The organism is Rhizobacter sp. P2_D12 (assembly GCF_056404395.1).
This window is the reverse complement of the sequence record NZ_JBFUEB010000002.1, coordinates 73,680-96,541: the sequence shown is the minus strand read 5'-3', so window position 1 is coordinate 96,541 and position 22,862 is coordinate 73,680. Positions and strand designations below refer to the sequence as shown.

At 70.3% G+C, this 22,862-nt stretch carries 17 protein-coding genes; 8 read left to right on the top strand and 9 right to left on the bottom strand.

What is annotated here, in order from left to right; genetic code table 11:
• Positions 1-1,371 (top strand): MmgE/PrpD family protein, encoded by a 1,371-nt coding sequence (locus AC1DYN_RS01180; RefSeq protein ID WP_477957256.1) that lies wholly within the window; start codon positions 1-3, stop codon positions 1,369-1,371.
• Positions 1,371-2,321 carry a D-2-hydroxyacid dehydrogenase family protein gene (locus tag AC1DYN_RS01175; RefSeq protein WP_477957255.1) on the top strand — a complete coding sequence of 317 codons (951 nt, stop codon included), beginning with the start codon at positions 1,371-1,373 and terminating at the stop codon, positions 2,319-2,321. Before AC1DYN_RS01180 ends, AC1DYN_RS01175 begins: the two co-directional genes overlap by 1 nt.
• A gap of 1 nt (position 2,322) precedes the next feature.
• Here AC1DYN_RS01175 and AC1DYN_RS01170 read toward each other — a convergent pair whose 3' ends face one another.
• Positions 2,323-3,135 carry a hypothetical protein gene (locus AC1DYN_RS01170; RefSeq protein ID WP_477957254.1) on the bottom strand — a complete coding sequence of 271 codons (813 nt, stop codon included), beginning with the start codon at positions 3,133-3,135 and terminating at the stop codon, positions 2,323-2,325.
• 253 nt (positions 3,136-3,388) lie between these two features.
• A complete protein-coding gene (locus AC1DYN_RS01165) occupies positions 3,389-4,024 on the bottom strand; it encodes a sigma-70 family RNA polymerase sigma factor (protein WP_477957253.1) in 636 nt (211 codons plus the stop codon).
• Positions 4,025-4,179: 155 nt separating this feature from the next.
• Here AC1DYN_RS01165 and AC1DYN_RS01160 point away from each other — a divergent pair, with 155 nt between their 5' ends.
• The 3 genes from AC1DYN_RS01160 to AC1DYN_RS01150 are packed head-to-tail and all read left to right on the top strand — an operon-like array spanning position 4,180 to position 7,010.
• Positions 4,180-5,685 (top strand): vWA domain-containing protein, encoded by a 1,506-nt coding sequence (locus AC1DYN_RS01160; RefSeq protein WP_477957252.1) that lies wholly within the window; start codon positions 4,180-4,182, stop codon positions 5,683-5,685.
• A 17-nt stretch (positions 5,686-5,702) separates the two neighbouring features.
• Positions 5,703-6,092 (top strand): Ig-like domain-containing protein, encoded by a 390-nt coding sequence (locus AC1DYN_RS01155; protein ID WP_477957251.1) that lies wholly within the window; start codon positions 5,703-5,705, stop codon positions 6,090-6,092.
• Between the two features lie 60 nt (positions 6,093-6,152).
• Positions 6,153-7,010 carry a MipA/OmpV family protein gene (locus AC1DYN_RS01150; protein ID WP_477957250.1) on the top strand — a complete coding sequence of 286 codons (858 nt, stop codon included), beginning with the start codon at positions 6,153-6,155 and terminating at the stop codon, positions 7,008-7,010.
• Between the two features lie 15 nt (positions 7,011-7,025).
• On the opposite strand, the gene AC1DYN_RS01145 is transcribed toward AC1DYN_RS01150, so the two are convergent.
• Positions 7,026-7,445: a hypothetical protein gene (locus tag AC1DYN_RS01145; RefSeq protein ID WP_477957249.1), complete on the bottom strand. Its 420-nt coding sequence runs from the start codon at positions 7,443-7,445 to the stop codon at positions 7,026-7,028.
• Positions 7,446-7,684: 239 nt separating this feature from the next.
• Here AC1DYN_RS01145 and AC1DYN_RS01140 point away from each other — a divergent pair, with 239 nt between their 5' ends.
• Positions 7,685-11,272, top strand: coding sequence for a hypothetical protein (locus AC1DYN_RS01140; RefSeq protein ID WP_477957248.1), 3,588 nt, complete (start codon positions 7,685-7,687; stop codon positions 11,270-11,272).
• Here the strand turns inward: AC1DYN_RS01140 and AC1DYN_RS01135 are convergent.
• Together AC1DYN_RS01135 and recQ are read right to left on the bottom strand one after the other, a co-directional pair.
• Entirely contained in the window at positions 11,254-12,063 is an 810-nt protein-coding gene (locus tag AC1DYN_RS01135) for a CPBP family intramembrane glutamic endopeptidase (protein WP_477957247.1), read from the bottom strand. The genes AC1DYN_RS01140 and AC1DYN_RS01135 overlap by 19 nt on opposite strands.
• The gene (recQ, locus tag AC1DYN_RS01130) at positions 12,060-13,937 is read right to left on the bottom strand and encodes a DNA helicase RecQ (RefSeq protein WP_477957246.1); all 1,878 of its coding nucleotides are present in this window, start codon (positions 13,935-13,937) and stop codon (positions 12,060-12,062) included. Before recQ ends, AC1DYN_RS01135 begins: the two co-directional genes overlap by 4 nt.
• Before the next feature lie 93 nt (positions 13,938-14,030).
• Between recQ and AC1DYN_RS01125 the strand changes: the two genes are divergently transcribed.
• Positions 14,031-14,549 carry a cupin domain-containing protein gene (locus tag AC1DYN_RS01125; RefSeq protein ID WP_477957245.1) on the top strand — a complete coding sequence of 173 codons (519 nt, stop codon included), beginning with the start codon at positions 14,031-14,033 and terminating at the stop codon, positions 14,547-14,549.
• A 45-nt stretch (positions 14,550-14,594) separates the two neighbouring features.
• Here the strand turns inward: AC1DYN_RS01125 and AC1DYN_RS01120 are convergent, their stop codons facing one another.
• From AC1DYN_RS01120 to AC1DYN_RS01110, 3 genes are all read right to left on the bottom strand, one after another.
• Positions 14,595-15,182 carry a hypothetical protein gene (locus AC1DYN_RS01120; protein WP_477957244.1) on the bottom strand — a complete coding sequence of 196 codons (588 nt, stop codon included), beginning with the start codon at positions 15,180-15,182 and terminating at the stop codon, positions 14,595-14,597.
• 205 nt (positions 15,183-15,387) lie between these two features.
• Positions 15,388-16,659, bottom strand: coding sequence for a DUF1501 domain-containing protein (locus tag AC1DYN_RS01115; RefSeq protein ID WP_477957243.1), 1,272 nt, complete (start codon positions 16,657-16,659; stop codon positions 15,388-15,390).
• Positions 16,660-16,722: 63 nt separating this feature from the next.
• On the bottom strand, positions 16,723-19,101 hold the full coding sequence (locus AC1DYN_RS01110; RefSeq protein WP_477957242.1) for a hypothetical protein: 2,379 nt from the start codon (positions 19,099-19,101) through the stop codon (positions 16,723-16,725).
• 640 nt (positions 19,102-19,741) lie between these two features.
• On the opposite strand from AC1DYN_RS01110, the gene AC1DYN_RS01105 reads away from it, so the two are divergent.
• Positions 19,742-20,635 carry a LysR family transcriptional regulator gene (locus AC1DYN_RS01105; protein WP_477957241.1) on the top strand — a complete coding sequence of 298 codons (894 nt, stop codon included), beginning with the start codon at positions 19,742-19,744 and terminating at the stop codon, positions 20,633-20,635.
• Positions 20,636-20,986: 351 nt separating this feature from the next.
• On the opposite strand, the gene dsbD is transcribed toward AC1DYN_RS01105, so the two are convergent.
• A complete protein-coding gene (gene dsbD, locus AC1DYN_RS01100) occupies positions 20,987-22,798 on the bottom strand; it encodes a protein-disulfide reductase DsbD (protein WP_477957240.1) in 1,812 nt (603 codons plus the stop codon).
• Between the last annotated feature and the right edge of the window lie 64 nt (positions 22,799-22,862).

Sequence of the window (22,862 nt, the reverse complement as noted above, 5' to 3'; positions counted from 1 at the left end):
ATGGCCCGCAACACCCAGGTCGCCGCCGACCACAACGCACCGCCCATCACGCAGATCCTGGCCCGCTTCGTCGCCGAACACCCGTCGCGCGGCTGGAGCGACGCGGTCGACCACGAGGCGCACCGCACCTTCCTGAACTGGCTCGGCTGCGCCGTCGGCGCCGCGCGCCACGAGGCCGCCGACGCGGCGCTGGCGGCCGTGCAGATGCTGCAGCCCGCGCCGCAGGCCAGCGTGCTGGGCCGCGGCGAGCGCGTCGACATGGCAAGCGCCGCGCTGCTGAACGGCATCACCTCGCACACCTTCGATTTCGACGACACCCACCTGAAGACCATCATCCACCCGGCCGGGCCGGTGGCCTCGGCGCTGCTGGCGCTGGCCGAGCACCACGGCGCGAGCGGCCGCCAGCTGGTCGACGCGCTGGTGATCGGCATCGACGTCGCCTGCCGGCTGGGCAACATGGTCTACCCGGAGCACTACGACCGCGGCTGGCACATCACCGGCACCACCGGCATGCTGGGCGCGGCCGCCGGTTGCGCCCGCCTGCTGGGGCTGGACGTGCAGCAGACCGCGATGGCGCTGGGCATCGCCGCCTCGCAGCCGGTGGGTTTGCGGGAGCAGTTCGGCACCATGACCAAGCCCTTCCACCCGGGGGCGGCGGCGCGCGCCGGGCTGATGTCGGCGCTGCTGGCGCGCCACGGCTTCACGGCCAGCCCGAAGGCCATCGAGGCGCCGCGCGGCTTCGCGCAGGTGGTGTCGACCAAGTGCGCGTGGCACGAGGTCACCGACGAGCTGGGCGAGCGCTTCGAGATCTCGTTCAACAGCTACAAGCCGTTCGCCTGCGGCATCGTGATCCACCCGAGCATCGATGCCTGCGTGCAGTTGCGCGAGCAGGGCGTGCGCGCCGACGACGTCGAACGCATCGAGCTGAAGGTGCACTCGCTGGTGCTCGAACTCACCGGCAAGAAGGAGCCGGCCGACGGGCTGCAGGGCAAGTTCAGCGTGTACCACGGCTGCGCGGCCGGGCTGGTGTTCGGCCACGCGGCCGAGGAGGAGTTCTCCGACGCGGTGGTCACGCGGCCCGACATGGTGGCGCTGCGCCGCAAGGTGGTGGCCACGGTGGACGACGGCATCGGCGAGGCCAGTGCCGACGTCACCGCGGTGCTGCGCGACGGCCGCCGCGTGCACGTGTTCGTCGAGCATGCGATCGGCTCGCTGCAGCGGCCGATGGGCGATGCGGCGCTGGAGGCCAAGTTCCACGGCCTGGCCGACCCGGTGCTCGGCGCAGTGCGCGCGCGCGGCCTGATCGAGGCCTGCTGGGGCCTGGGGGCGGCGGCCGACCTGAAGGCGCTGGCTGCGCTGGCGCGTCCGTGATGCGCCCGCGCATCGTCGTGCTGGACGACTGGGAGCGCAGCCTGCGCCGGCTGGCCGACTGGCGCGCCATCGACGCGGCCGCCGACGTCACCATCCACCATGCGCCGCTGCGCGGCGAGGCGCTGCTGCAGGCCTTGCGCGATGCCGACGCGATCGTGCTGATGCGCGACCGCACGCCGTTCGGGGCCGAGCTGCTGGCGCAGCTGCCGAAGCTGCGCTGGCTGGCCTACACCGGCACGCGCAACAACGCGCTCGACCCGCAGGCGCTGCAGGCGCGCGGCATCCCGGTGCACCACACCGAATGGGGGCCGTCGAAGAGCGCCACCTGCGAGCTGACCTGGGCGCTGATCCTCGGCGCGGTGAAGCGGCTGGAGGCGGCGAGCGCGCGGCTGCGCGCCGGGCATTGGCGCAGCGATGCGGCCGAGCCGCTGGCGAGCGTGCTGCACGGGCAGCGGCTCGGCCTGATCGGCCTGGGCGAGATCGGCGGCCGCGTCGCGGCCGTCGGGCGCGCCTTCGGCATGGAGGTCGCCGCCTGGAGCCCGCACCTGACCGAGCAGCGCGCGCTGCAGCACGGCGCGAGCGCGGTGTCGCTGGACGAGCTGCTGGCGACCTCGGCGGTGGTCAGCCTGCACCTGGTGCCGACGCCCGAGACCCGGCACCTGATCGATGCCGCTCGCCTGGCGACGATGCGCGCCGACAGCGTGCTGGTGAACACCTCGCGCGCGGCGCTGGTCGACACCGCGGCGCTGGTGGCGGCGCTGGAGCAGGGCCGGCCGGGGTTCGCGGCACTCGACGTGTTCGACGCCGAGCCGCTGGCCGCCGACCACCCGCTGCGCAGCGCGCCCAACCTGCTGCTGACGCCGCACCTGGGCTTCGTCGCCGAGCCGGTGTTCCAGCGCTTCGCGAGCGGCATCACCGAGGGCCTCGCGGCCTGGCTGGCCGCGGGCTGATTCAGGGCGTCGCGGCGTCCAGTGCCTGGCGCAGCGCGGCCAGCGTGGCCGCATCGAGCGGGGCGCGCAGCACGTCGCCGCGGTCCAGGCGCTGCCACAGCAGCGCGTCATCGGCGATGCGCAGGCGCTGCGACAGCTCGCCGTTGCGCAGCAGCAGCAGCTCGGTTGGCGCGGCCTCGGCCGGCAGCGACGGCCGCGCCTGCCAGCGGCCGCGCGTGGCCGCTTCGGCGCGGCCCAGCCACTGGCTGATCGCGTTGTCGAACGGGCGCGACGGGCCGGYCGGGCGCTGCCAGTACCAGAGGGTCGGCTCGGCGCCGATGGCCAGGCGCAGCTGCGCGATCGCCGCGACCGGCGCGTCGGCCTGCAGTGCGCCGGCCGGTGCCGGGGAGAACGCCGGTGCCGCGGCCTTCGCGACCGCCTGGCTGCGGCGCGATTCGACGGCTTCGCTGCTGCGCTCGCGGGCGCTGTCGCGGCTGCGTTCGGCGAGCGCGTCGGCGGCCTCGGCCCGCTTCGCTTCGGGCGCCGCAGCGGTGGCGGGGGCGGTGGCGCCGCGGGCGCCGGGGCGGCATCTGCGAGCACGCCCGCGGCCGGTACGTCCTGCCGCGGCGGGCGGGGCGCCAGCTTGGGCTTCTCGGTGCGCAGCGGCGTGACGGGTGCCGGTGCAGCCACAGGCGCAGGCGCAGGCGCGGCGGCAGCAGGTACGGCTTCCTCCTTCGGCGCCGCCGGCACGGCAGTTGGCACGGCCGCCGGTGCGGCCGGCGCCTGCTGCGCGACGCGCGGCGGCAAGGCCTCTTCGGCCGGGCGTTCGCGCCACAGCAGGCCTGCGAAGCCGATCACCGCCACGCCGGCCAGCGCAGCGGCGAAGCGGGGGCTGCCGATCCACTGCCACAGCCGGTGCAGCGGGCCGGGCGCCGCGGCAGGCGCCGCCGGCCGGCCTTCGCGCGCCTTGGCCTGGGCCTCGCGCAGGATCAGCTCGCGCAGCTGCGCAGGCGGGGCCGCATCGGCGTCGGGCGCATGGCGCAGCGCCTGGCGCAGGTGGGCGTCGCGCTCCAGGTCGCGGTCATCGCTCATCGCGATCCCTCCGGGCCCTGCAGCGGCGCGAGGTAGGCGCCCATGCACGCGCGCAGCTTGCTCATCGCATAGCGCAGGCGGGTCTTCGCGGTCTCGAAGCCGACCTCGAGCGTGCGCGCCACCTCGGCCAGCGGCAGCTCGTCGTCGTGGTGCAGCAGGAAGGCGCTGCGCTGCGGCAGCGGCAGCTCTTCCAGGCAGGCCAGCAGCCGTTCGCCGGCACGGCGCCAGAACGCGATGTCGTCGCTTTGCTGCGCGGCAGCCGGCCATTGCTGCCACGGCACGCCGGCCGCGGCCTCGGGTTCCCACGGCGTGTCGTCGTCCCCGGTGGTCAATGAGACCTCGCGGCCGCTGCGCCGCCACACGTCGATCACGCGGTGGTGGGCCAGCGTGAACAGCCAGGTGCGAAAGCTCGCGCCCTGCGGTTGCCAGCTGGCGCGCGCGTTGACGACGCGCAGCCAGGTGTCCTGGAACACCTCGTCGGCCTGCGACGCGAGCGAGGGGCCCAGCAGCCGGCGCACGAAGCGGTACAGCCCGGCCTGGTGGCGGCTGTACAGGGCTTCGAAGGCGGCGGCATCGCCGCCCGCATAGGCGTTCATCAGGGTGTCGTCGGGGGTGTCGGGGCCGGGGTGCATGGCATCGCAGTCTGCCTCATGCAGCGGGTGGTACGGCGCAGCGGGCGCGATGGGGTGAATCCGGCGCCGCGAAAAAACTTGGCGCCGGTTTCACCCCACGGCGCCGCGTGGCACGTGTCAGCCAGGGTCCTCATTTCGACAACCTGGAGACCCGCATGAACACGCTGATGATGAAACCGCGGCGCGCACTGACGTCCGTCGTCGCGAGCAGCCTGCTGCTGGCCGCGTGCGCCGGCAGCATCGACAACAACCTCGCCCAGGCGGCCGAGCCGTGGCCGCCGGTCTGGCAGGACGCTCCGGCGCAGCCGGACGATGCGCCGCCGAGCTTCGTCGCGCCGTCGGCCACCAGCTGCCATCGGCTGCCGGCGCTGCGCGAGGTGCCGGGCGGGCAGAACCCGCGGGTGCTGCGCCGCAGCGACCGGTTCGAGCGCGATGACGTCCGGCGCGAAGCGAAGTCGGCCACCGGTGCGCTGGCCGATTCGGCGCGCGAACGGGCAACACCGGCGGCACCGGCGGACAAGCCGGCGGCGGAGACGGGTGCCGCGTTCGCCCCGGCACCGCCGTGGCCCTCGGCGCCGCAACCGGCGCCGCAGGCCGTCGCGCCGCGCCCGGCACGCGAGACGGTGACCGCCGGCATGGTCGACGACAACGCCGATTTCGGCGAGTACCTGGCCTACCGCCAGCGCAACGGCGGCCTGCCGGTGCGCGATCGCGACATCAGCGAGCGCTACCTGCTGGAAGTGATCGATGCACAGGGTTTCCCGGTGCATGACGCCGAGGTCGCGGTCCAGCGCGCCGGTGTCGCGCAGCCGCTGATGTGGGCCCGCACCGACACCGGTGGGCGGGTGTGGCTGCATCCGCGCGCCTTCCTCTCGCAGGGGATGCAGGCCGAGCGGACGCTGGGCGTCGCGGTGCGCAAGAACGGCGTGCAGGGCCGCGCGCTGCTGCAGCGTGGGCAGGCGCAGGCGGTGCAGGTGCGGCTGGGCCAGTTCGACGCAGTGCAGCGGCCGCGGCTGGACCTGGTGTTCCTGGTCGACGCGACCGGCTCGATGGGCGACGAGATCGCGAAGCTGAAGACGTCGATGCATGCGATGGCGCAGCAGATCGCGCGCCTGCCGGCGCAGCCGGACGTCTGCTACGGCCTGGTGGCCTACCGCGACCGCGGCGATGCCTTCCTGACGCGCACGCAGGATTTCACCGACGACCTGGGCGCGTTCCAGCAGGTGCTGGGCCAGGTGCAGGCGAACGGCGGCGGCGACACGCCCGAGGCGCTGAACGAGGCCTTGCACGAGGTCGTGCACGGCATGAGCTGGCGCCGCGACGCGGCCCGCATGGTGGTGCTGGTGGCCGATGCGCCACCGCACCTGGACTACGGCGGCCCGCAGTACGACGTCGACATGCAGGCCGCGCTGGCCAAGGGCATCAAGCTGTTCGCGGTCGGCGCGAGCGGGCTCGATCCGGTCGGCGAATACATCTACCGGCAGATGGCGCAGTACACCGCGGGGCGCTTCGTGTTCCTGACGTACCGCGATGCGAGCGATCCGTCCAGCGGGCCGGGGACGCAGACGACGCATGACGTGAAGCAGTACTCGGTGCAGACGCTGGACCGGCTGGTCGTGAAGCTGGTGGGGGATGAGCTGGCGAAGCTGAAGCGCGGCTGACGCAGTAGCATGCACGCATGAACCGCCTCGCGCTGTCCAGTGCCGCACTCGCCGCCGCCATCCTGACGGGGTGCGGCGGCGGCTTCTACGTCCAATGGGACAACGGCTTCGGCGACTTCGGCCCGCCCAGCGTCGAGCTGGTGGCTTCGGCTTCCTCGGTGCAGGCCGGCCAGACGGTGCGCCTGGCCGCGGCGGCCTCCGACGAGAACGGCATCGACGACGTGCGCTTCTACCGCCTCGACGGCGGCAGCGCCGTGCTGCTGGGCGGCGACAGCTTCTCGCCCTACGAATGGGCCGTGGTCGCCCCGGTCGACGGCCGCAGCACGCTGCGCGTCTTCGCGCGCGCCACCGACGGCAACGGCAACTGGTCCGACAGCGACACGCTGTCGATCGCCATCACGCCCTGAGGTGATGCCGCCGGCTTCGGGTATGGTGTCGCGCCGATCCGTGCGACCCCAGAGAGCCCGATGCGCCCGCTGCCCCTGCTGTTCCTGCTCGCCCTGACCCTGTCGTCCGCGCCGTTCGCGCAGGCGCAACAAGCCGACCCGCCCCCCGTCGACATCGAAGCCAAGCCCACCGGCAAGCCGCTGTGGGACGTCGGCATGGGTCTCGTCGCCGTCAACGGCCCCGACTACCCGGCCGCCGGCACGCGCCATTCGCGCATCGCGCCGGTGCCCATCGTCGTCTACCGCGGCGAGCGCCTGCGCATCGACGAAGACGGCGTGCGCAGCCGCCTGTTCGCCGGCGGCCGCCTCGAACTCGACCTCTCCGGTGCCGTCGCCTTCAACGCCCGCGACAACGACGCGCGCCAGGGCATGCCCGGCCTCGACTACCTGTTCGAACTCGGCCCGCAGCTGCGCTGGCGCCTGCCGCTGCAGGACGGCCAGCAGATCAGCGCCCACCTGAAGGCGCGCGCGGTGTTCTCGACCGATGGCCACCGCATCGACCGCCACGGCTCGGTGGTCGAGCCCGAGCTGCGCTGGCAGCGCCGCGGCTGGCCCGACAGCGAAAGCCAGGTGCAGTTGAGCGTGCTCACCACCTGGGCCAGCGAATCGCTGCACGACTACTTCTACCAGGTGGATCCGCGCTACGCGACCGCGCAGCGCCCGGCCTACGACGCGGGCGCCGGCTACTTCGGCAGCGGCGTGCGCGCGTGGTGGTCGCGCCGCATCGCCACCGACACGGTGCTCAGCCTCGGCGCTTCATTGAACAGCCACGCCGGCGCGGCCAACCGCGCCAGCCCGCTGTTCGAACGCAGCAGCACCGCCGGCCTCACCGCGGCGCTGATCTGGACCCCATGGCACAGCGGGCAGCGCGTGCCCTGAGCAGGAAGAGGCGGATCAGAACTCCACCATCAGGTGCAGCACGTGCGAGCCGATGCGCTTCTCGACGCGCGGGATGAAGGCGACGCGCGCCGTCACGCCCTGCACGGTGAACAGCGACACCGTTGGCACGAACAGCGGCTGCACCGCGTGGTCGTAGCCGGTCACGCCGCCGGCGGTCACGCCGAAGCGGCCGTACTCGAAGGTGTAGCCGGCGTAGGCGCTGGTGCGGCGCAGCGAGTTGCGGTAGATGCCGGCCGTCCAGTCGTCGTCGGTGCGGTAGTAGATGCCCGGGTTGGTGTTGTTGTAGCGTTTGGCCGGGATGTGCTTGCTCGCGAGGTGGAAGCCGATGGTGTCGGCGCACGCGGCCGGCGCGAACGAGGCCAGCCCCAGGCCGGCGAGGCAGGCGGCAATGAGAAGGCGGGGTTGGAGCGGCATGGGCGGGCTTTCGGGCAAATCTGGCTGTGCCCCTTTCTTTTCGACCCGCCACCGGCCACCCCAAGCGCTTGCTCGGGACCGGGCCGTTCCACCGCGCACAAGCACACGGTACGAATTGGCAGCGGTGCAGCTGGTTACAGGCGGGTTTCACACGTCTGACACGGGCTGTCAGGCGTCCCCCTAGGACGCAGTCGTCCTGCCGCTGACAAGCCGGCGTGCCGGTCCTACAGTCGGTGCCGATGAAGCCCGAAGACCCCCCGCTGCCCGACGACTGGCAGGCCCTGCTGCAGGCCGAGCGCGACGCGCTGCAGGCCCGCCGCCGCCACGTGCTCGGCCTGGCCGACGATGCCGACCACCCGGCGCTGCACCTGCCCAGCGTCGGCCTCGCGCTGTCCGGCGGCGGTGTGCGCAGCGCCACCTTCGCGCTCGGCCTGCTGCGCGGCCTGGCGCAGAACCACGGCCAACCCAACAGTGAACGCGCCGACCCGGCCGACCGCACGCTCGCGGGCGACGGCATGCTCGGCCGCGTCGACTACCTGTCCACCGTCTCCGGCGGCGGCTACACCGGCGCGATGTTCGGGCGCCTCGTCAGCAGCTTCGGGCTGCAGCGCACCCAGGCCTTGCTCGCGCACAGCGATTCGCCGGTGCTGCAATGGCTGCGCCGCAACGGCCGCTACCTGTCGCCGGCCGGCTCGCGCGACATCGGCATCGCCGTCGTCACCTACCTGCGCGCCTGGCTCGCGATCCACACCGAATTCATGTTCGCCAGCATGCTGCTGGGCCTGCTGGTGATCGCCCCGCACCTGTGGCAGCACAGCACCCAGGTGCTCGACCCGCAGGGCTGGGAACGCTGGTTCACGCCGTGGTGGGCCGTCGCGCTCGCGCTGTGGGCGGCCACCGCGCCGGGCCTGATCGCCGGCTACTGGGCCGCACGCGACACGCCCGACCCCGATGCGCGCGCGGTGGGTCCCGGCTGGCGCGACGTCGGCTTCCTCGCGGTGATGGTCGGCGCGGCCTGGCTGCTGCTGCGCGAGCTGCGCTCCGGCAGCGCGGTCGATCCGCTGCACGACGCGCTCAACTGGCCGACCGCCGCGGTGCTCGCGCTGTTGGCCATCGTGGTCGGGCAGATGGTGGTGCAGGCGCGCCTGGCCCTCAGCCGCGAGCCGCATGCGCTGGCCGTCGCGCGGCTGCGCAACCAGCTGACGCGCTGGCTGAAGGCCGCCACCTTCGTCGTGCTCGCGATCGGCGGCATGGGCGCGCTCGACCGCCTCAGCTGGTGGGTGCTCGAAGAACTGCAATCGGGCAACCAGTGGCTGTGGGGCGGCGTCGGCTTCGGCGGGTTGATGGTGCTGGTGCTGCGCCGGCTGGCCCAGCCGCTGCAGCAGATGGCGGCCGAAGCCGGTGCGCATGCGCGCGGCTGGCTGCCGCGGCTGGTCGACCTGGCCTCGCTGGTCGGCCTGCTGGCCCTCGTGACGGCCTGGCTGGTGCTGCTGCAGTGGTTCGTCTTCGCGCCCGACACCTTCGACGCGCTGCGCGACGTGCCGGCGTGGATGCGCGCGTCGCTGGTCGCGCTGTCCTGGGCGGCCTGGATCATCCTGACCGCCGGCAATGCGCAGATGGCCAACACCTCGTCGCTGCACAGCTTCTACCGGGCGCGCCTGACGCGCGCCTACCTGGCGGTCGGCAACCCGCGGCGCGGCCTGGCCGGCGGCCCGGCCGCGCCCGGCCACGCCCAGGCGGACGTCACCAGCGTCGTCGACGGCGACGACACCGCGCTCGCGAGCTACCGCCCCGAAGAAGGCGGCGGCCCGATCCACCTCGTCAACACCTGCCTGAACCAGACGCGCGACGACCAGAGCGGGCTGTACAACGCCGACCGCAAGGGCACCGCGGTGACGGCCACTTGGCGCGGCCTGGAGATCGGCCCGCGCGAGTTCATCGCGCTGAAGCCCGGGCAGGACACCGGCACGCTGGGCCGCTGGGTCGCGGTGTCGGGCGCGGCGGCCTCGCCCGGCGCCGGCTCGTACACCTCGCGCGGCCTTGCGCTGCTGGTCTACTTTCTCGGCGTGCGGCTCGGCCACTGGGTGCGCGCGCCGCGCCAGGCGGCGCAGCTGCGCTGGCTCAGCCGCCTCGCATGGCGCGCCTGGCCCAAGCCGCTGATGCTGGCGAGCGAAGCCTCGGCCACCTTCTTCGGCGTCGAGCGGCCGTGGTGGTACCTGTCGGACGGCGGCCACTTCGAGAACAGCGGCATCTACCCGCTGCTCAAGCGCGAGACCGACTTCATGATCCTGGCCGACGGCAGCTGCGACGCCGACTACACCTTCGGCGACATCGAGAACCTGGTGCGCAAGGCGCGCATCGACTTCGGCGCCGAGATCGACTTCTACACCCGCGAAGAGGCGCAGCACCTGTTCAGCCTGGCCGGTGCCGACCTCACCGTGCTGTCGCCCGAGCACATGGCCGACAACCATTCGCGCCGCGGCGTGCTGCTGGCCCGCGTGCGCTACCGCGAACGCCCCGGGCCGCGCGGGCCGTGGCGGCCCGAGGCCACGCTGCTGGTCGTCAAGCCCAACCTGCACGACGCGCTCGACGTCGACCTGCTGGCCTATGCGCGCCAGCACGAGCGCTTCCCGCACGAATCGACCGGCGACCAGTCGTTCGACGAGGCGCAGTGGGAGAGCTACCACCGCCTCGGCGAGGACTTCGGCCGCGTGATGCACGACACCTGGCTCGCGCAGCTGCCCGGCTGGCGCAGCCCGGCGCGGCACGGCCTGCGCGTCGCGGCACGGCTGCGCAGCGCGCGCGACGACGCCGACGACGATGCCAAGGCCGCGCCGCTGTGGCGCCGCACCGCCAAGGCGACCGCGATCACCACGACGATCGGCGTCAGTGCGTCGGGCACGCTGCTGCTGTCGATGTGGCAGGTGCAGGAGCAGCTGCAGCGCAACCAGACCGACCAGCAGACCGAGGCGCGCCAGCTGTTCACCGAGGTGTCGAAGGCGCTGCAGGGCTTCAACGGCGCCTGCCCGTCGGTGGCCGAGCATGTGGTGACGCAGGCCTCGCTGCTGTTCGACCTGCGCGGCAGCCCGGCGCTGCGGCCGCTGGAACGCGCCGGCGTCGAGCGCCTGGCCGGCCGCATCGCCGACGAATGCCGCAAGGACGCCGACCCGACCGCCGACTGCGTGGCGGCGAGCCAGCGCCTGCGCAACGACCTGTGCGCGGTGGTGCAGAAGCCGCCGACCGAGAACAGCGCGTTCAGCTACTGGCACCCGGGCACCTCGCCGGCAGAGCAGGCGGTCGCGGCGCGCCGCGTCTGGCTCGCGCTGACCGGCCGCGCGACGCAGCTCGCGAGCGCTGCGCACGTCGAGCTGCCGGCCCCGCCGCCACCCGCGCCGGTGGYGCCGGCCGACAACCCGCAACGGGCCAACCTGGCCGCCTGCAAGCCGGGCGAGGAGCGCAGCACGCTCTACATCGAGATCTACGACGAGGCCTCGCGCGAGGCCGCCAGCGCGCTGCGCCAGGCCATGCAGGAGAAGATCGACACGCTGGTGCAGGTGGCGCCGATCGACAACGCGGCGCGCAACGCGCAGCTGCGCCAGCAGCGCCGCCCGGTGCCGTGGCCGGTGCCGACCTTCGTGCTGCACGATCCGGCCAGCCGCGAATGCGCGCTGGCGCTGTCGCGCTTCATCGGCGAGCCGTGGGTCACGCCGGAGCGCATCGATGGCGTCTGGATCCGCGAGCGCCGCCGTTCACTGGTGATGCGACCCGGCGTCATCGAGCTGTGGCTGCCGCCGGTGCTGGTGGCCGGTCAGTCGCTGGAGCCCTGAGCCGGGATCACCGGCAGCTTCAGCAGCAGCCGCGCGCCCCACGCGAACAGCGCCAGCCCCACCGGCAGCCACAGCGGCTGCGCGAGCGCATCGCCGAACGCCTTGCCGTCGGGGCTGGACATCCACATCACGCCGGCATTGAAGCCGGCATGCAGCAGCACGCAGGGCCACAGCGAGCGGGTGCGCTGCCAGGCGAGCCCGAGCACGATGCCGGTGCTGAACGCGACGAAGAACTGGTAGATGTTGAAGTGCGCCAGCCCGAACAGCGCCGCCGAATGGACGATCGCGGTCGACGGCGGGTAGCGCGTCAGCAGGCCGCGCAGGATCAGCCCGCGGAACAGCATCTCCTCGAGCACCGGGGCCAGCAGGCAGGCCGACAGCAGCGACACCGGCGAGCCGTCCGCCGCGCGCTCGAACCAGGCCGCCTCCCAGGCCGACAGCGGGAACACCATCTGCAGCAGCGTGTCGACCCAGCCGTTCACCGCCCACAGCAGCGGCAGCAGCGCGAGCAGCGGGGCGGCGGTGGCCAGCAGCGTCAGCAACACCGGCATCGGCGAATCGTGCAGCARCCGGCCGTGGCCCAGGCCGCGCCAGTGCAGCAGCGTCGACACCACGAGGCCGGTGGCCAGCACGCGCGCCAGCTCGCCGGCCTCGATCTCGTCCAGGCCGAGCGGCCCTTGCAGGTCGAGGAACAGCGCGCTGAGCAGGATCTCGACCAGCACGTAGGCGAGCACGGTCACGAGGGCCGCGCCCAGCCCGTTGGCCAGGGTCTGCGGGTCGCGCCCGCTCATTCGGACAGCACCCGCAGGATCTCGCTGCCGTAGGCCTCCAGCTTCTTCGCGCCGACGCCGCTGATCTGCCCCAGCGCGTCCAGCGACGACGGCTGGGCGCGCGCCATCTCGGCCAGCGTCGCGTCGTGGAAGATCACGTAGGCCGGCAGCCCGTGCTCGCGCGCGACCTCGCCGCGCCACGATTTCAGCGCCGCGAAGCGCGCAAGGCCGCCGTCGTCCAGCGGCACCGGCGGCGGCTTGTCGCGGCCGCGTGCCGCCTTGCCGCCCGTGCCGCCCTTGCCGCGGCGGCCCTTCGGCGCCTCGTGGGCCTCGCGCAGCAGCAGCTGCACCTCGCCGCGCAGCACCTCGCGCGCGCTCGGCGCCAGCTCCAGCGTGTTGTATTCGCCCTCGGTGCGCAGGTGGCCCAGCGCGATCAGCTGGCGCAGCACGGCTCGCCACTGCACCTCGCTCAGGTCCGATCCGATGCCGAAGGTCGACAGCGACTGGTGGCGGTACTGCGTCACCTTGTCGGTCGCCTTGCCGCGCAGCACGTCGATCAGGTGGCCGGCACCGAAGCGCTGGCCGTTGTTCTGGTGGAAGCGGTAGATGCAGCTGAGCGCCTTGCGCGCCGGCTCGGTGGCGTCCCAGGTGGCGGGCGGCTGCAGGCAGTTGTCGCAGTTGCCGCAGGGCTCGCTCGCCTCGCCGAAGTAGGCGAGCAGCCGCACGCGCCGGCAGTCGTGCGCCTCGGCCAGCGCCAGCAGCGCATCCAGCTTGGCGCGCTGGCCGCGCTTGAATTCCTCGCCGGCCGGGCTCTCGTCGATCATGCGGCGCTGGTTCACCACGTCGGCCAGGCCGTAGGCCATCCACGCATCGGCCGGCAGCCCGTCGCGGCCGGCGCGGCCGGTCTCCTGGTAGTAGCCCTCGATGTTCTTGGGCAGGTCGAGGTGGGCGACGAAGCGCACGTCGGGCTTGTCGATGCCCATGCCGAACGCGACGGTGGCCACCATCACGACGCCGTCCTCGCGCAGGAAGCGGTCCTGGTGGCGCTTGCGCACGTCGGCCTCCATGCCGGCGTGGTAGGGCAGCGCGTGGATGCCCTCGGTCTTCAGCCAGTCGGCGGTCTCGTCGACCTTCTTGCGCGACTGGCAGTAGACGACGCCGGCGTCGCCCTCGTGCTCGTCGTTGATGAAGCGCAGCAGCTGGGCGCGCGCGTTGTCCTTCTCGACGATGCTGTAGCGGATGTTCGGCCGGTCGAAGCTGCTGATGAAGACGCGCGCGTCCTGCAGCTGCAGGCGCTCGATGATGTCGGCGCGCGTCAGGTCGTCGGCGGTCGCGGTGAGCGCGATGCGCGGCACGCCGGGGTAGCGCTCGTGCAGCACGTTCAGCGACAGGTAGTCCTCGCGGAAGTCGTGGCCCCACTGGCTCACGCAGTGCGCCTCGTCGATCGCGAACAGGCTCAGCAGGCCGCGCTCGTGCAGCGAATCGAGCTGGGCCAGGAAGCGCGGTGTCGTGATGCGCTCGGGCGCGGCATACAGCATCACCAGGCGGCCGCTCATCATCTCGCGCTCGATCTTCTGGGTCTCGTCGAGCGTCAGCGTCGAATTGAGGAACGACGCGTGCACGCCGGCCTCCTCGAGTGCACCGACCTGGTCGTGCATCAGCGCGATCAACGGGCTGACGACCAGCGCGACGCCGCGGCCGGCGCGGTGGCGGGCGATGGCCGGCACCTGGTAGCACAGGCTCTTGCCGCCGCCGGTGGGCATCAGCACCAGCGCATCGCCGTCGGCGGTGACGTGGTCGACGATGGCTTGCTGGGCGCCGCGGAATGCGGAGTACCCGAACACCTGCTGCAGGATCTGCAGGGGTGCGGTAGAGGTGTCGGGAAGCACGGGCACGGGCAGGGAGGGGGCGGGCAGGGCGGAGCGAGGTCGCGATGTTACTCGGCGCCGGTTTCTGGCACCCTTGCGGCCTCACCAGGAGGCTTGACGATGACCGACATCCACACGCCGCGGGCCGAGCAGCTGCGGCAACTGCTGATCCGCAACTTCGAGACGCAGCCGCGCGAGCGCGAACTGCGCGAGCCGCTGTACGACACCACCGGCGCGCGCCTGGCCAAGGGCACGGCGGCGCGCAAGCTGGGCGCGAGCATCGACGTGCTGGCGCCGGGCAAGCGCGGCTGCCCGTACCACTTTCACTACGCGCAGGAGGAGATGTTCATCGTGCTCGAAGGCGAGGGCACCTTGCGGGTGGCCGGCGAGCAGCTGGCGGTGAAGGCCGGCGACGTGGTCTTCATCCCGCCGGGGCCGGAGTACCCGCACCAGTTCATCAACACCTCGGACGCGCCGATGAAGTACATCTCCATCAGCACCAGGGACAGCCCGGAGGTGGTGGAGTACCCGGATTCCGGCAAATACCTCGCGTCGGCGACGCGGGAGGGCGAGGCCTACGGTTTTGCGCGGATGCACCGCGAGAAAGATGACCTGGAGTATTGGGACGGCGAGCCCTGAGGGTCGCCGTGCCCTTGCGATCCCGGATTGGCATCCGGGCTACGGTCAGCCCCGGGTCTGGGCGTCGGTCTTCTGGCGGTGGATCTTGCGGCTCTGGCGGTTCTCGGCACGCTGGATGCCGCGCTCCTCGGCCTTGCCGACGTGGCCGTCGCGCGCCGCTGCCGCTTCCTTGCGGTCGACGTGCGCCTGGCCGCGTTCCAGCTTCGAGACCTCGTGGTTGGTCAGCGAGCCGTTCTGCACGCCGGCCTCGACGCGTTTTTCCTGGTTGACGTTGCGCTGCACGTCGGCCTGCATGCGCTGCGACGACGCGGAATTCGGGTTGCCGGTGACGCCGTTGTTCTTGGCGGCGGCGATGTCGCGGCTGGTCTTGTTCTGGGCGGCTTCGAGGCGGGCCTTCTCGGCCGGCGTCAGCTTGCCGTCCTTCAGGGCCTGCGCCTGCAGCTTGTCGACATGGCTTTCCTCGCGTTCGAGCTTGCCCGCTTCCTTCGTGGTCAGCTGGCCGCTCTTCAGGCCTTGCTCGATGCGTTCCTGCTGGTTCACGTCGCGCTGGACGCTGCCGGCGGTGTTGGTCTGGGCAAAGGCGCCGGCGCTCGTGGCCAGCAGGATCGAGGTGATCAGGACGTTCAGTTTCATGGTGTGGGCTCCGGTTCGGGTTGATCTGTCGTTCACAGGTGGCGCGACCCTGTGACGACAACGGCCCCCCGGTGCCGGCGTTGACCCCGCGCCGTGTGAAGTTTCGTTGCCCAGGCGTGACCAGGTGCTTCCCTCATGGTGCCGAGCGGCACCCGGCTGGGCAACCCCTCTGGATTATTGCGAACGCGGCAATCGACGCGATCCTCTAGAGATGGGGGTAGCCCGTGCTTGCAGACGCGTCGAAGAACGCGAAGTTTTCATCCGCCGGGATTCGGAGATCGTATTTCGTCGAGATCGGGTTCAATCCCAGGTAGCTGCGAATGGCGGTATGGACATGCCGAGCTCGGATCAACTTGCCCCCCTGTTCGTCGACCTGGCCGCTTTGCGGCTTGATCCGCACCGGCTGATGCTGAGGGCCGCTGGCGCCGAAGACACGGTTGCCCCAGGTCGGATTGGCTTCCATCAGGATCTGGCTTCCGATGGCCCAATGGTCCTTGCCATTGCCGGAATTGATGTAGGGCGTTCGCCCGAAGTCGCTGTAGATGCGCATGAAGATGCGATCCGCCATGCCCAATGCCTTGGATTTTTCCCAGATGTAGTCAATGACGCGGACCAGCTCCCGCAGGCGGCCGGCGTTGTATCGCCGATGCAGGTCGCGGTGCATGTCGAAGTTGCCGATGGAAAGCTGGATGCTGGTCGTCAGGCCGGCTTGCGCGGCCAACAGGCTGATGTGAGCCTCCTGAAAGCTGTCCAGCGACGTCAACGCCCCGGTTCGCTGCAGCAAGCCTTTTGACTTCAGTGCTTCCGTGTACTGCCTCAGGGAATCGTTCATCCGGGGCAATGCGTCGGCCTGCTCCTGCAAGGTCTTCAGCCGCGCCAGCCGGGCCGCCTGAATGTGATTGACGTCCCCGGCATTCATCAGGTCCATGCTCGACGACACCGCGTTGGGATTGCCCATCAAGCGCCAGGTGTCCAGGCTCGGCATCGCCGTTGCAGGCACCAATCCTCCTCCGCCCTTGAACACGAAATCCGGGCTTTGCAGCCGTGAAAACGGCAACAAAGGACCGTTTGCCTTTGCAAACAGTTCGGCCAGTTGCGGAAAGCCACCGGCAAACGAGCCGGTTGCATTGACCTGGACACCCAGCGGATGCGAGTTGGTCTCGCTGTGCACGCCGTTGATGACCAGCATCTGCCGGTGGTACTTGTCGAAGAAGAACTTGTTGTCGCCCATCGGTGCATACCGAATCCGGCCGGCCACACCCGCGGGCCTCTTCTCCGCCGCGTAGACGTTCATCTTTCCGTCGGTCTCGCGTGGATCGACCCATGAACTCTGATCGAGCGCGCGATTGGCCAGGATGCTGACCAGGATGCGCCCTCCATAGGTTCCGGTCTGACCCCAGGCGTTGCCGATGGCGGCCAGGCCCATGGCCCCTGCCGACGGAAGGGCCAGCAGTTGTAGCAGGTTACGTCGCTGCATAGATTGAAGCTCCATTGGTTTCGAAGAACTCGCACACGTGCTCATGCGGCCAGCGGGCCGCGGCTAGCGGAACAGGAAGTCGGGGTCGGCGATCATGTACGCCAGCACGGCAGACCATGCACGCCCGGCGTAGGTGGGATCCTCCTTGTCCGTGAGCTGGCACTGCGTTGCGCGCTGGGCCGGCTTGGCCTTGTCTGCCATCACGGCCATGAACAGGCCGGCCGTGCGCTGCACTTCCGGGTCGGCGGCTGTCACATCGCGCTGCCACAGCTGCTTGTGCAGGTGCGCCACGTTCAAGGCAATGGCGTCCTTGCTCGCTGCAGCGGCGCCGACATCCGACAGTGCAACGTGCGGGAACAGCAGGCGCCTGTTGGCGGGCATGGCGAAATCCTTCGACGTTGCAGCGCAGGCAATCGACAGGCTCATGCGCTCCACGACGATCCACTGCATCAAGGTGAACTCCTGCGCGGGTGTCAGGCTCGTCACGCCGTCGAACTCGCCATACCGCAGGCCCAACCCCGTGTAGGGCGTGTCGAACTCCTTGAACCCGACGCCCACCAATCCGCCCAGCTTGCGATTCAGCCGGCTCGGCGAGAGCAGGCCGACGGCGCCGACCTGGTGCAGCAGCGTGGCAGTGGCTTCCGACCTGGCGCTGGTCGTGCGCTCCGCGGTGACGGTATTGCTCGTGAGGAGGTCGACGAGCAGATCCTTGACGTTGTAGGCTCCGCGGCCCCGGTTGGTGGCGAACGCGGACGCGATGGCCAGGAATTCCTCGGACTGGGCGCGATAGTCCGCCGCCTGACTTGCGTACTGCGGGTTCGACGGATCGGGCTGCGGCTCGCTCAGGGGGGCCTGGCCAAAGATGCCTTTGTAGAAGAAGTGCACCGCACCGAGCGGAAAGCGGGAGTCCTCGGCGATCTGCCGGCCCACCCACTGCAGCGCCGTGTCGCTCCCGCCGAAACCGCCCGGCATGGGCGTGGCGCCATAGCCGGGTGCGGCCTGGTCCCGGAACCAGTTGTCGCCAACCTGGTAGTAGCGCTTGCTGTTGGCGTCCTTCGGGTAGCTGCCGTTGAGATACTCGCCCGGGAGTGCGTGGTAGCTGTCGCCGGCGGTGTTCGGGCGATAGCGGTTGGCCTCATTCCAGTTCTGGAAGCCGGCCGCAATGGGATCCATCACGCTGTGGCAGACCGAGCATGCCGGGTTCTCGACGGTCGGCACCTTGAACGTGACGGTGTCATCCAGCGGGCGCTTGGCCGATTGCTCGATGTCGGTGGCGAGGAACTGCCTGAAGGCGGTGTGGACACGGTGGCGGTTTCGGTTGGTGTCCGTGGTCGGGAAGCGTTGCAGCCACGCGTGCGTGGACAGGACACCTGCGTGTTCGCGCAAGCCACCCGTGCGCTTGTTGGGCAGCGTGGCTTCGAGCCACCCGTCATCGCCGGGCTGGGCACTGCCTTTGGTGGTCGCGCCCAGGTACTTCACCATGACAGGATTGGCCACGGTGTAGTTGCCCCGCACCATGTCCGTGTAAGGCCGGTCATTCCTGACAATGAACTTGAGCAACTCCACGGGCTCCTGGCGGATGGCGGCCTCGAACTTCGACTTCTCCTCGTTGTCGACCTGCGCACCTGCTGCACCCAACAGCGAGGCAGCCATTGGCCAGTCGCCCGCGTGCAGGCCCTCCTCAGGGTCGATCACGACGACACCCGGGCTGAGAAACTGCGTGGAACCGACGTCGTGCATCAAGCCCATGAAGGGCCCGCCTTCCATGTACCCGCGTATCGCGCGCTTCAGTGCCGCGGGATCGCCGCCACGAACCTTTTGCAGTTCCTCCGCGCTCGGATTGCGGGCCGCGAGCAGCACCGCTGCGCGTGCCAGCGTTGCGCTCGGAGCCTCGCGCCGCACTGCGGACCAGTAGCCGCTCGCAGCCGTCGCGGGTGGAGCGCCGCCCGCCACGGTGGAGCACCCGGCCTGGGTGACGCTGGCGCTCCAGGCGGCAAGCGCCTTGTACTCGTCGGAACTCGCGCTCTGCAAGGGAGCGCCTCCACCGTGCTGGGACAGTCCGATCGACTTCGCCAGCAGAGTCGCCCGGCGATTGCTCGCAAAGCTTCGCAAGGTCTCGAAGCCCTGCGCCTGCGTTCCCGACGCCGCAAAGACGAGGCCTGTGCTCGAGGCTGCGCCACCCGGCCTGTGGCAGTCAACGCAGTTCCTGCTCAAGGTCGGCCATATCGATTTCGCGAAGTCCTCCCGGGATGCCTTGCATGCGGGGCTTTGCTCCTGCGCGGGTGGCTGCCCCTGCCCCGGTACCTGGGCCTGCACGGAATCCTCTTGGGAGTCGTCGTCGCGGTCGCCGCCACAGGCCGGCAGCACGCACGAGCCAACGCTCATTGCTGCCACCAACCACCAGCGACTCAGTCGCCGTCTCAATTGCACGATCTTCATCATCGAAGCCTCCATCTCAATTTGCACTCTCGTCACGAAGCCAGGCGGCCAACGCCTTGTTGACGACATCGCAACAGGGCGGCCGAGGGCGCGCAGAAGGTGCGATGTGCATGCCCGCCGCTCCTTCGTCGTGGCAAATCATGCGGACGCGTGCTGCCCGGGCCCAGCGAGAATTGGCGAATGCAGCGTGCTGTTTCTTCGCTCTCGCCACGTGGCGGGAGAGGGCTGCCTGTGCCCGTTGGAGCGCTGCCCGCCACAGCGGGCTGCTGTCTGGCAGGGTGTGAGCGCGCACGCGTTGCCGATGAGCTTGCAGCGTGACCCGCTGCAGCCACGCGCTCTGCAACGGCTCGCTTGGACACTTCGTTACGGATCTCAACCGCCGACACATGGGTTGTTGCTCGCCTCCGACAACTGCCGAGTCGTGGGCTGCAGCGACAGCATGAACACGGGTTGAGCGCCGCTGTTGTCGCAGGCGGTACGTCGCCGTCCTTCACCCGGAGTGTTCGTGCATTCCGAGACCGGCGTTCGGACAAACTCACTCGACGCAGGGCATGAGACCCACGACGATGCGACGCGCAGCGTGCCGGCGGCCAGGCGCGCAGGGAGTACCCCTCATGTCCGGCTGAGCGGAAAAGGAATGCGCATGAAGTACGACCTCGTCGATCTGAAGCTCCTGGTTGCGATCTCCGACATACAGAATGTCTCGGCGGGTGCGGCCATGTGCCATCTTTCCCCTTCATCCGCGAGCCTGCGCTTGCGCAACCTGGAAGAAGTCATGGGCACCCGGTTGTTCGAGCGCCATGCACGCGGCGTCAAGGGCACGACTGCCGGATTGGTGGCCGCCGAGTACGCGCGTGAATGCCTCGAAGTGCTGGATTGCATGCATGCCGACCTCGCCGACCATGCCAACGGCAAGAAGATTCAGCTCCGCATCTTTGCCTGCACTTCGGCGATGTCATTCCTGGCCGACGACCTGCAGCCATTTCTTCGCGTGCATCCCGGGGTTCGGATCATTCTCGAGGACCACCACGGCAGCGAGATCGCAAACGCAGTCGCGGCACGGAAAGCTCATCTGGGGATCGTGGCGCGCGATGGAGACCATCCGGAGCTGGAGTTCTTCGGCTACCGCAAGGAGGAACTGGTGGCGGTGGTGCCCAAGCTGCACGAGGAGCTGGGCCCGGGCCCCGTCAGTTTCATGAGATGCCTCGACTTTCCGATGGTGTCGCTGATGGCGAACGCACCCATGCAGCGGTACATCAACGGACTGGCTCTGGCGTTGGGACGGCGGATCGACAGCCGCGTGCAAGTCTCCAACTTCTCGACGCTGCTGAAGTTGGTTCAGGCGGGTGTGGGAATCGGCATACTGCCCCGGTTTGCGGTGGATGCCGAATCGTCGCGCCATGTCGAAGCGGTGCCGCTCGCCGAACCTTGGGCACGGCGCAATCTGCGGGTCTGCCGCAGGCGCGGGCTCGCTGGTGGATCACGCGTCCTGTCGCAACTGTGCGAGCACCTCGCCGCGGCCGCCGCCCGGCATTGACCGATCTGCACGGCGCCGCGCCCACCCCTTGCACCTCAGTTGAGAATTCGCCCGCCGGGCCCGATGATGCTGATCCCGACGTAGCGGGATCCGAGGTTGCTGTCGTTGGAGCAGCGCAGCCAGTACCCCCAGATCGATCGGCCTGGCCCGCAACGCGGCCCTGAACGACTCGCGTGTCGGGCGGTCGTCCCTGGCAATCAGCTTCAACTTGCGCCCCCGTACACCGCCGGCGGCATTGACCCGAGAGAAGCAAGCTTCAATGCCCGCCTTGAGCTGCCGACCATCGTCGCCCGTGCCATGGAGAGAACCTGCAAGGCTGCTGCCGATGGAAGGTCGAGGACGGCCGCGCCGTCACAACCCGGCGAGTGCGAGCGACGCCGCGAAGCGCTCCGGTGGCACGAATCCGATCACGCGTGCGCCGGCATGCTCCTGGCCCTGGGCGTTGAAGAACAGGATGCCGGGCGGGCCGAACAGGTTGAAGCGCTTGAGCAGCGCCTTGTCGTCCGGCGAGTTGGCGGTGACGTCGGCCTGCAGCAGCACCGCGTTGGCCAGGCGGGCGCGTACGGCAGGATCGTTGAAGGTCAGGTGCTCCATCTCCTTGCATGAGACGCACCAGTCGGCATAGAAGTCGAGCAGCACCGGCCGATCCGCGGCCTTGACCGCGGCGTCGAACTCGGCCGAACTGAGCACACGCCGGAACTCGATGCCCTTGGCGGCTGACGACCTGGCGCCATCTCCCGCGCGTGCCAGGTGCCCCAGGGGTTGCAAGGGGTCGGTGCCGCCCGACAGTGCGCCCACCAGCTGGAGGGTGCCGAGCACGGCAAGCACCAGCGCGATCCCCTTGGCCACCCGCTGGCGATGCGGCGCCGCATCCGCCAGGCGATCGAACAGCTTCAGGGACGCCGCGCCGACGAGCAGGGCAGCGCCGATCGAGATCATCAGCACGTGCGCTGGAAGCACCGGAGAAACGATCCACAGCGCCACGGCCAGCAGCACGACGCCGAAGAAGGTCTTGATGCCGACCATCCATGCACCGGTGCGGGGCAGCAGCGAACCCGCCGACACCCCCACCAGCAACAATGGCACGCTCATGCCCATTGCGAGGCTGAACAACGCCAGCCCACCGACCAAGACATCCCGGGTCTGGCTGATGAACACCAGCGCTCCGGCCAGTGGCGCAGCCACGCAGGGGCCGACGATCAGGGCCGACAACCCGCCCATGGCGAACACGCCGATGAGCTTGCCGCCGGGCAGCTTGTCCGATGCGCGTGCCGCCCGGTCGCGGACAAAGCCCGGCATCTGCAACTCGAAGAAACCGAACATCGACAACGACAGCGCCGCCAGCAGCAGCGCAAATGCGCCCAGGACCCAGGCGTTCTGCATCGCGGCTGCCAGGCCTTCGCCAAGCAAGCCCGCGGCCACGCCGAAGCAGGTGTAGACCAACGCCATGCCTTGGGAGTAGGTCAATGCCAACACGAACCCCCGCGTGCGCGAGACGGGCGCGCCCTGGCCGACGATGATGGACGACAGGATGGGCACCATCGGCAACACGCAGGGCGTGAATGCCAGCAGCAGGCCGGCAACCAGGAACACGCCGGCGATCGTGGGGAGGTCGCCCGACTCCAGGGCCGACGCAATGTGCGCCGTCTCGCCCGCCTGTGCCACCGCTGCGGAGGGCAAGGCTTCGTCGTCTTGCCAACTCGCGCGCACGACCTTGCCGTCGTCCACGGCGACCGCGGCGAACGCGGTTTGCGGCAGGTAGCACAGGCCCTTGTCGGCGCAGCCCTGGTAGTTGATGCGCAAGCGAAAGTCGGAACCGGCTGTCTTGACGGGGACCCGGATCAGCACGGCGCCTTCCAGGATCTCGACCTTCTTCTGAGAGGCGCCATCGATGCCGGACTGGCCGGCCGGGAGGTCGACCGGGCCCAGCACCGCGTCGGTCTCGTGGGGGACAATCGATATGCGATCGCGGTAGAGGTAGTAGCCAGGGGCGACATCGAAGCGCACCTCGACGGCGTCCGTGCCCGGCACGCGAACCTGGCCACGAAATGCCTGCGCCGGCTCCAGGAAGCCGGCCGGGGACGCGAAAGCGACCCGGGACACCACACCAACGAAGATGGCCAGCAGCAGTCGCGCCCGGCCCACTCTCCACGAACTGTTCATCCTTCATCTCCACAAGCAAATCGCGGACTCGCTGACGAGCCCGCTCGACCCATGCGCGACGCGG